Annotated in this window: 9 protein-coding genes and 1 pseudogene; 8 read left to right on the top strand and 2 right to left on the bottom strand. The window is 57.2% G+C overall.

Annotation, left to right across the window (positions count from 1 at the left end):
• Positions 1-5: 5 nt before the first annotated feature.
• On the bottom strand, positions 6-722 hold the full coding sequence (locus ADB02_RS08620) for a VIT1/CCC1 transporter family protein (RefSeq protein ID WP_049190620.1): 717 nt from the start codon (positions 720-722) through the stop codon (positions 6-8).
• Positions 723-854: 132 nt separating this feature from the next.
• Positions 855-2,096: a multidrug effflux MFS transporter gene (locus tag ADB02_RS08625; RefSeq protein ID WP_065421728.1), complete on the bottom strand. Its 1,242-nt coding sequence runs from the start codon at positions 2,094-2,096 to the stop codon at positions 855-857.
• A 281-nt stretch (positions 2,097-2,377) separates the two neighbouring features.
• Between ADB02_RS08625 and rplN the strand changes: the two genes are divergently transcribed.
• The 8 genes and pseudogenes from rplN to ADB02_RS08665 all read left to right on the top strand — a co-directional run.
• Positions 2,378-2,746: a 50S ribosomal protein L14 gene (rplN, locus tag ADB02_RS08630; RefSeq protein WP_016422069.1), complete on the top strand. Its 369-nt coding sequence runs from the start codon at positions 2,378-2,380 to the stop codon at positions 2,744-2,746.
• Positions 2,747-3,061 carry a 50S ribosomal protein L24 gene (rplX, locus tag ADB02_RS08635; protein WP_005509963.1) on the top strand — a complete coding sequence of 105 codons (315 nt, stop codon included), beginning with the start codon at positions 2,747-2,749 and terminating at the stop codon, positions 3,059-3,061.
• 2 nt (positions 3,062-3,063) lie between these two features.
• Positions 3,064-3,618, top strand: coding sequence for a 50S ribosomal protein L5 (gene rplE / locus ADB02_RS08640; RefSeq protein WP_005509901.1), 555 nt, complete (start codon positions 3,064-3,066; stop codon positions 3,616-3,618).
• Between the two features lie 381 nt (positions 3,619-3,999).
• Positions 4,000-4,896, top strand: coding sequence for a GDSL-type esterase/lipase family protein (locus ADB02_RS08645; RefSeq protein WP_049190624.1), 897 nt, complete (start codon positions 4,000-4,002; stop codon positions 4,894-4,896).
• Between the two features lie 403 nt (positions 4,897-5,299).
• Positions 5,300-5,698 (top strand): 30S ribosomal protein S8, encoded by a 399-nt coding sequence (gene rpsH, locus ADB02_RS08650; protein ID WP_049190625.1) that lies wholly within the window; start codon positions 5,300-5,302, stop codon positions 5,696-5,698.
• A gap of 15 nt (positions 5,699-5,713) precedes the next feature.
• Positions 5,714-6,250: a 50S ribosomal protein L6 gene (gene rplF, locus ADB02_RS08655; RefSeq protein ID WP_005509895.1), complete on the top strand. Its 537-nt coding sequence runs from the start codon at positions 5,714-5,716 to the stop codon at positions 6,248-6,250.
• Positions 6,250-6,648 carry a 50S ribosomal protein L18 gene (rplR, locus tag ADB02_RS08660; RefSeq protein ID WP_005510009.1) on the top strand — a complete coding sequence of 133 codons (399 nt, stop codon included), beginning with the start codon at positions 6,250-6,252 and terminating at the stop codon, positions 6,646-6,648. Before rplF ends, rplR begins: the two co-directional genes overlap by 1 nt.
• Positions 6,649-6,682: 34 nt before the next feature.
• Positions 6,683-6,870, top strand: a pseudogene (locus ADB02_RS08665) (30S ribosomal protein S5); the annotation flags it as partial.

Below are 6,870 nucleotides of genomic sequence, written 5' to 3' on the forward strand. Positions count from 1 at the left end.
ACGGTCTATCCGACAGCCTGCCCGAAGAGCAGACCGACGAAGTAGGACACGATCAAACCGAGCGCACCACCAATTATCAGGCGCAGAGCAGCCTTGCCGGAGTGCGTGGAGCTGAGCTTGGCGCTGATGTAGCCGGTTAGAGCCAGAGTCACGATGGTGACAACAGTGACTGCGATTGCGCCAGAAGTGGGGCCGGTGAAAACCAGTGCCGCAATCATCGGCAGGATGGCGCCGAGTAGGAACGACAGTGCCGAAGAACCGGCAGCAGCCCAGGGGTTGGTAAGTTCCTCACCGTCAATGCCCAATTCCAGCTTTAGGTGAGCCGCCAGCGGATCGCTTTGTGCGATGCCGTGGGCAGCATCTTCGGCGATATGTTCTGGGATGCCGTAGCTAGAGAGAATCCCCACGAGCTCTTTATGCTCTTCATCTGGAAAGTCTTTAAGCTCGGCCTTTTCTTTGGCAATCAGTGCCCGCTCAGTATCGCGCTGGGTTGAAACCGAGACGTATTCACCCAGGGCCATCGAGATAGCCCCAGCGATAACGGCCGCGGCGCCAGCAGTCAGAATGGCTTCGCGAGAGGAACCTGCTGCAATCACACTGAGCAAGATTAGAGCAGTGGAGACGATACCGTCGTTGGCTCCGAGAACTCCGGCGCGAAGCCAGTTGAGCTTCGCCGACTCAGATGCCTTATGTGGTTCATGAGGATGTGCATGCGTGGTCATGGCAGGACCTTTCTCCCATGTCAGCCCCATGCCTACGGGTGGTACGAGGCCTCACCATCGATTTAATGCCGATTCGGGCACATTCTCAACCAGTGAAGTGAAACGCGGGGAGTCCTCTCGCGCGCGTAGCTCTTATGGAAGTCGGTGTGAGCGTTTGTGGAGGTCGGCGCGCGTCAATGTCAACACCGCGATCAGCGCAATCAATGCACAGGTCAACATCGAAATAGCCATCGAGAGGGGCAGATTGGAACCAAGCCCCACCAGCGGGGAAACCGTGGCGGCCGCGAGGAACTGTGTGAAGCCCATCAGACCGGAACCTGAGCCAATTCCGATATCTCGAACCTCCTCAATTCCGAGTGCCGTGGCATTGGCGAAGATCAGCGGCATCATCGGTACCGTAATGAACAGCAACAGCCAAGTAGTGAAGAAAGTAATCCCGACGATGGCATTAATAATCAGGCCTATCGACGCCACGAGCATGACCGTAAGGGCAATTAAAATGCCCTTGCGGGGATGAAGCCGGTTGATCATCTTGCCGTTGAGGATTGACACAAATGTCAACATCGCTGCATTGGATGCGAATACGAGAGAAAACTGAGTAGGGGTGAGCCCCAGCAGCTCCTGGAAGATAAAGGGTGACGCAGCGATGTACGAAAACATCACCGAGAAGCCACCAGCGAAAGCCAACAAGTAGCCGACAAATACTGGCCGCCGCAGCAGCCGGCCAATATTGGGTAGGAGATTGCGCAGAGCACCTGTGGAGCGTCGCTCAGGCGGCAGAGTTTCCGGAACCATCAGAACCACAATCGCGACCATGGCGACGTTGATGGCTGCGAGAAACCAGAACACGCTGCGCCAGCCGAATGCGGGGCCTAGAAAACCGCCCACAAGGGGAGCGATTGCCGGGGCGATGGAGGAAATACCCATGAGGGTAGAGAAAGCTTTCGCTGATGCCTTGCCCGTCAAGAGGTCTGGGACTACAGAACGAGCCAGAACAACCGTGGAGCCACCAGCTAACCCCTGGAACAAGCGCATTGCAATAAGCGTGCCAATATTCGGTGCTACTGCACAGAGAATTGACGATCCCAAGAACACCAAAGTCGCAATGAGAAGCAGCTTCTTGCGGCCCAAACTATCGGAAAGGGCGCCAATGACGAGCTGTCCAGCAGCCATGCCAATCATGAAGGTTGTCAGCGTGAGCTGAACCATCGACTCGGTCATGGAGAACTCGCGTGCAATCTCCACGAAGGATGCCAGATATGTATCTGCGCCGAACGGGGCGGCGGCGGATAACAAGGCCAACCCGGCAAGTAGCGATACCGGCAGCGTCTGTGCTGGCTGTGTCCGAGCACTCTCGGAATGTTGATTTGTCACTGTTTCAGTATAGGGTTGCCGCAGAAGGCATAAACCATGTTGGGGGCATGAAACTAAGGGATTTTGTTGTCCCGCACGAACGTGCCATAATACACAGGTTGCGCGAAGCGACTGCGTGCTGCTCTCAACGGTCTAGAACCGTAGTAAGCACGAGGTCAAAGCGATAGGAAAGCTACCTCTAGCAGGTGCTTTCGTCGTAAAGCGTAAACGCAAGACATAAAGACCGCGTGCGTTTAGGACGGAAATCTGACGCACAATGCAACCAGGTCAGGAGAAACGCAGTGATTCAGCAGGAATCCCGTCTGCGCGTTGCCGACAACACTGGTGCACGTGAAATTCTGTGCATCCGCGTTCTCGGTGGCTCGACCCGACGCTTCGCTGGCATTGGCGACACCATTGTCGCAACTGTCAAGGAAGCTACTCCGGGCGGCAACGTCAAGGCAGGCGAAATTGTTAAGGCAGTCATCGTCCGTGCGAAGAAGGAGACCCGTCGTCCGGACGGCTCCTACATTTCGTTCGACGAGAATGCAGCTGTCATCATCAAGGCTGACGGTGAGCCGAAGGGCACCCGTATTTTCGGCCCGGTCGCGCGTGAGCTGCGCGACAAGAAGTTCATGAAGATTGTCTCGCTCGCACCGGAGGTGATTTAAGTGAAGATCCGTAAGGGCGATACCGTGCTGGTTATCTCCGGTCCGGACAAGGGTGCTCAGGGCAAGGTCATCGAGGCCTACCCGAAGCGCGACAAGGTCCTGGTCGAGGGCGTTAACCGTATCAAGAAGCACGTTGCAAACTCCGCTGCGGAGCGCGGTGCATCCTCGGGTGGCATTGTCACTCAGGAAGCTCCGATTCACGTGTCGAACGTCATGCTGGTCGACGAAGATGGTACCCCGACTCGCGTTGGTTACCGCTTCGATGAGGATGGCAAGAAGGTTCGCATCTCCCGCCGTACCGGGAAGGACATCTAAGCATGAGCGAAAATTACACCCCTCGTCTGAAGGCCCGTTACCGCGATGAAATTCGCGGCAAGATGCAGGAAGAGTTCTCCTACGAGAACGTCATGCAGATTCCGGGCGTTACCAAGGTCGTCGTCAACATGGGCGTCGGCGCTGCTGCTCAGGATAAGAAGCAGATTAACGGTGCTATCAACGACCTGACTCTGATCACCGGTCAGAAGCCGGAGACCCGTCGTGCTCGCAAGTCGATCGCTAACTTCAAGCTTCGTGAAGGCGACGCCATCGGCGCTCGCGTCACCCTGCGTGGCGACCGTATGTGGGAGTTCCTGGATCGTCTGCTGACCGTGGCTCTGCCGCGAATCCGCGACTTCCGCGGTCTGTCTGATCAGCAGTTCGATGGTCACGGTAACTACACCTTCGGCCTGTCTGAGCAGACCATGTTCTACGAGATCGACGTTGACAAGATCGACCGCCCGCGCGGTATGGACATCACCGTCGTGACCACCGCTACCAACAACGAGGAAGGCCGCGCGCTGCTGCGCGAGCTGGGCTTCCCGTTCAAGAAGTAGTTTTGCCTCTTCGGTAGCTTTTGCCTAAAGCCCCGGATGCCGCTTGGCCTCCGGGGCTTTTTGCTGCTCTGTTAACTGCTTATGTCCGTGGGGGAGTGGGGGCGCTGTGCGGGGCCTGTGTAAAAGTTACCGGTGTTGCTGGTGGGAAAGTTGACCCTTTTTGGGGGTTGAAAATTAGTAAAGCCACAAGGTTTCTCAGTTGAAAGTTAGGCGTTTGTGATGATTTCGTTGTAAACTGCCATTCGTCATAGTGACGGCCGCCAAAATCCATTGTGGTCGTTATCAATTTGGGCAAGACTTAAGTACTTCAGCTTCTGTGTGATTGAGCCAGTGGTTCTACACAGGGCGGTTCTTAAGTTAAAACGCAAAGGGATTAACTACATGAAGAACTTCTCCGTGGCCGTCCGCTCGGCTGCTATTGCAACTGTTGCGGCTCTGGGTCTGAGCTTGGGTGCAGGTGCTGCCAACGCACAGCCAGCAATGCCGGAAATGCCGAACATTCCGATTCCGGGTATCGGTGACACCGGCCCGAAGGGCGTCAAGCAGATCGTTACCTTCGGTGACTCCTTCACCGCTAATGCCGGCAAGGGTGGCCCGCGTGGCCTGGCACCGGGACAGAACGCACTGGTCGCTAACTGCGCTACCGACATGGAAAACTGGCCGAAGATTGCAGCTTCGAAGCTGAACAAGTCCCTGGGTGACTGGTCCTGTAACGGTCTTGGCGGCTTCCCGGGTCAGCTCCTCGCATACCTGGAGGCTTCCATCCAGTACGGCGACATCGGAGAGGGCACTGAGAAGGTTGTCCTGATGTACGGCGGCATGGACTGGGTCCAGTGGGTTGACGTGGCAGGCGAGCTTGTCGCAAAGCCGGATCCCCAGGCTCCTTCCATGTTCAAGCAGACGCTGCGTCAGTTCACTGACCGCGTCCACCAGGTTGCCCCGGGCGCTCAGGTCGTCCTGGCTTCGTACCCTGAGTACGCCACTGATGACCAGCTGTGCCTGGTGAACACCTCGAACCAGACCTTCCCGATCCCGGCACCGGGTGGCAGCGAGATCCAGGGTGCATTCCGTGACAGCATTCGCTCCGCATCTCAGCACGTAGGTGCCGGCTTCATTGACGTCTACGAGGCAACCCTCGGCCACGGTACCTGCAACCCGAACCCGGATGAGCGCTTCGTCGCCGGTTTCGCAGACCCGGTGATGGGCCCGATGACCAACCACCCGACGGTGGCTGGTGAAAAGGCAATGGGTAACATCATCGCCGATCAGCTCTACTAATTTCCTTTCGCCGGCACCATGTCGGCTAGGAATTGAGTTCCACCGCTAGTTGGTGGGGCTTCACGCCGTGAGCGGACTAACGTCCGTCCGCGGCGTTTTTGCATTTCGGCCGGTATTTGTTAGTATCACCAGGTCTGCCCTCTATAAGAGGTGCGGCAGTAAAAATGTAAGAACTTTGCTGTAGGCCCCTCGCCTCGCATCGTCTCTGGTGTCACCTGGGTGGCGAGCTGACTCGGCTATTGAACCGAGTTGGCGAACAGTAGCCCTTAAATCGCCGGAATCACGATATTGGTAATCACTCCAACTTAAGCTTTCGCCGTGTGGCAGTTGCTGTTTGCGCGGTCATTGGAGTTAGCCACGAGGTGGGAAGGAACCGCAGCGAGAAAGGAAGCGGTCACTAACCATGACCATGACTGACCCAATCGCCGACATGCTGTCGCGCGTGCGCAACGCTAACAACGCGTACCACGACTCTGTCTCGATGCCGTCGTCCAAGCTGAAGGCTAACATCGCCGAGATCCTCAAGTCTGAGGGCTACATTTCGGACTACGCAGTCGAGGATGCCAAGGTCGGCAAGACCCTGACCCTGAACCTGAAGTACGGCCCGTCCCGCGAGCGTTCGATCGCTGGCGTGCGTCGCGTCTCCAAGCCGGGTCTGCGTGTTTACGCAAAGTCCACTAACCTGCCGAAGGTCCTCGGCGGCCTGGGCGTGGCTATCATCTCCACGTCTCAGGGCCTGCTGACTGACCGTCAGGCTTACGAGAAGAAGGTTGGCGGGGAAGTCCTCGCTTACGTCTGGTAAAGGGGGAACTACACAATGTCTCGTATTGGTAAGAACCCTGTCGTTGTCCCGGCAAACGTTACTGCCCAGGTCAACGGCCAGGACGTTTCCGTCAAGGGCCCGAAGGGCGAGCTGTCTGTCTCTATCCCGGCTCCAATTACCGTTGAGCTGAAGGACAATGAGATTGTGGTCAACCGCCCGGATGACCACCGCAAGAGCCGCTCCCTGCACGGCCTGTCCCGTTCGCTGATTAACAATATGGTTGTCGGTGTGACCGAGGGCTACACCATCAAGATGGAAATCTTCGGTGTCGGTTACCGTGTCGCCAAGAAGGGCAAGGACCTCGAGTTCTCCCTGGGCTACTCGCACCCAGTCCTGATCGAAGCACCGGAAGGTATCACCTTCGACGTCGACGGCACCACCAAGCTGTCGATTACAGGTATTGATAAGCAGCAGGTCGGACAGCTCGCAGCTAACATCCGTCGTCTGCGTAAGGATGATCCTTACAAGGGCAAGGGCATTCGTTACGATGGCGAGCAGATCCGTCGCAAGATCGGAAAGACGGGTAAGTAATGAGCAACACCAACGAAAAGCGCCTCCCGGTAGGCAAGGACATCTCGACTCGTCGTCGTGTCGCCCGCGCCCGCCGTCACGCACGCTTGCGCAAGAACGTCCGCGGCACCTCCGAGGCACCGCGCCTCGTCGTGCACCGCTCTTCCCGCCACATCACCGCTCAGGTTATCGACGACTCCATCGGTCGTACCCTGGCAGCTGCTTCCACTCTGGACGCAGATCTCCGTGGCTTCGAGGGCGACAAGAAGGCCAAGAGCGCCAAGGTCGGCGAGTTGATTGCTGCTCGCGCTAAGGATGCTGGCATCGAGAAGGTCGTTTTCGACCGCGGTGGCTACCAGTACCACGGTCGCGTTGCTGCTCTGGCCGAGGCTGCCCGTGAAGGTGGTCTGAAGTTCTAATGCGCACTTACAAGTCCAACGGAAGGAATGCGTGATGTCGGAACGCGATAAGCGCGAAGGCGGACGTAACTCCGCTGACAACAAGAACAACAACCGTCGTGGTGGCCGCGGTAACGACCGTCGCCAGCAGGACGAGCGTTCGCAGTACATCGAGCGCGTAGTAACTATCAACCGAGTTTCCAAGGTCGTCAAGGGTGGTCGTCGCTTCAGCTTCACCGCTCT

The sequence above is a fragment of the Corynebacterium sp. 212_CJEI genome, from assembly GCF_001055915.1.
GTDB classification, from domain to species: Bacteria; Actinomycetota; Actinomycetes; order Mycobacteriales; family Mycobacteriaceae; genus Corynebacterium; species Corynebacterium jeikeium_D.

What these genes read in the sequence shown, in the direction of transcription:
- rplE (WP_005509901.1), top strand. Translation starts at nt 3,064, where the DNA reads ATGAGCGAAAATTACACCCCTCGTCTGAAGGCCCGTTACCGCGATGAA.
- ADB02_RS08645 (WP_049190624.1), top strand. Translation starts at nt 4,000, where the DNA reads ATGAAGAACTTCTCCGTGGCCGTCCGCTCGGCTGCTATTGCAACTGTT.
- ADB02_RS08620 (WP_049190620.1), bottom strand. Translation starts at nt 722, where the DNA reads ATGACCACGCATGCACATCCTCATGAACCACATAAGGCATCTGAGTCG.
- rpsH (WP_049190625.1), top strand. Translation starts at nt 5,300, where the DNA reads ATGACCATGACTGACCCAATCGCCGACATGCTGTCGCGCGTGCGCAAC.
- rplF (WP_005509895.1), top strand. Translation starts at nt 5,714, where the DNA reads ATGTCTCGTATTGGTAAGAACCCTGTCGTTGTCCCGGCAAACGTTACT.
- rplR (WP_005510009.1), top strand. Translation starts at nt 6,250, where the DNA reads ATGAGCAACACCAACGAAAAGCGCCTCCCGGTAGGCAAGGACATCTCG.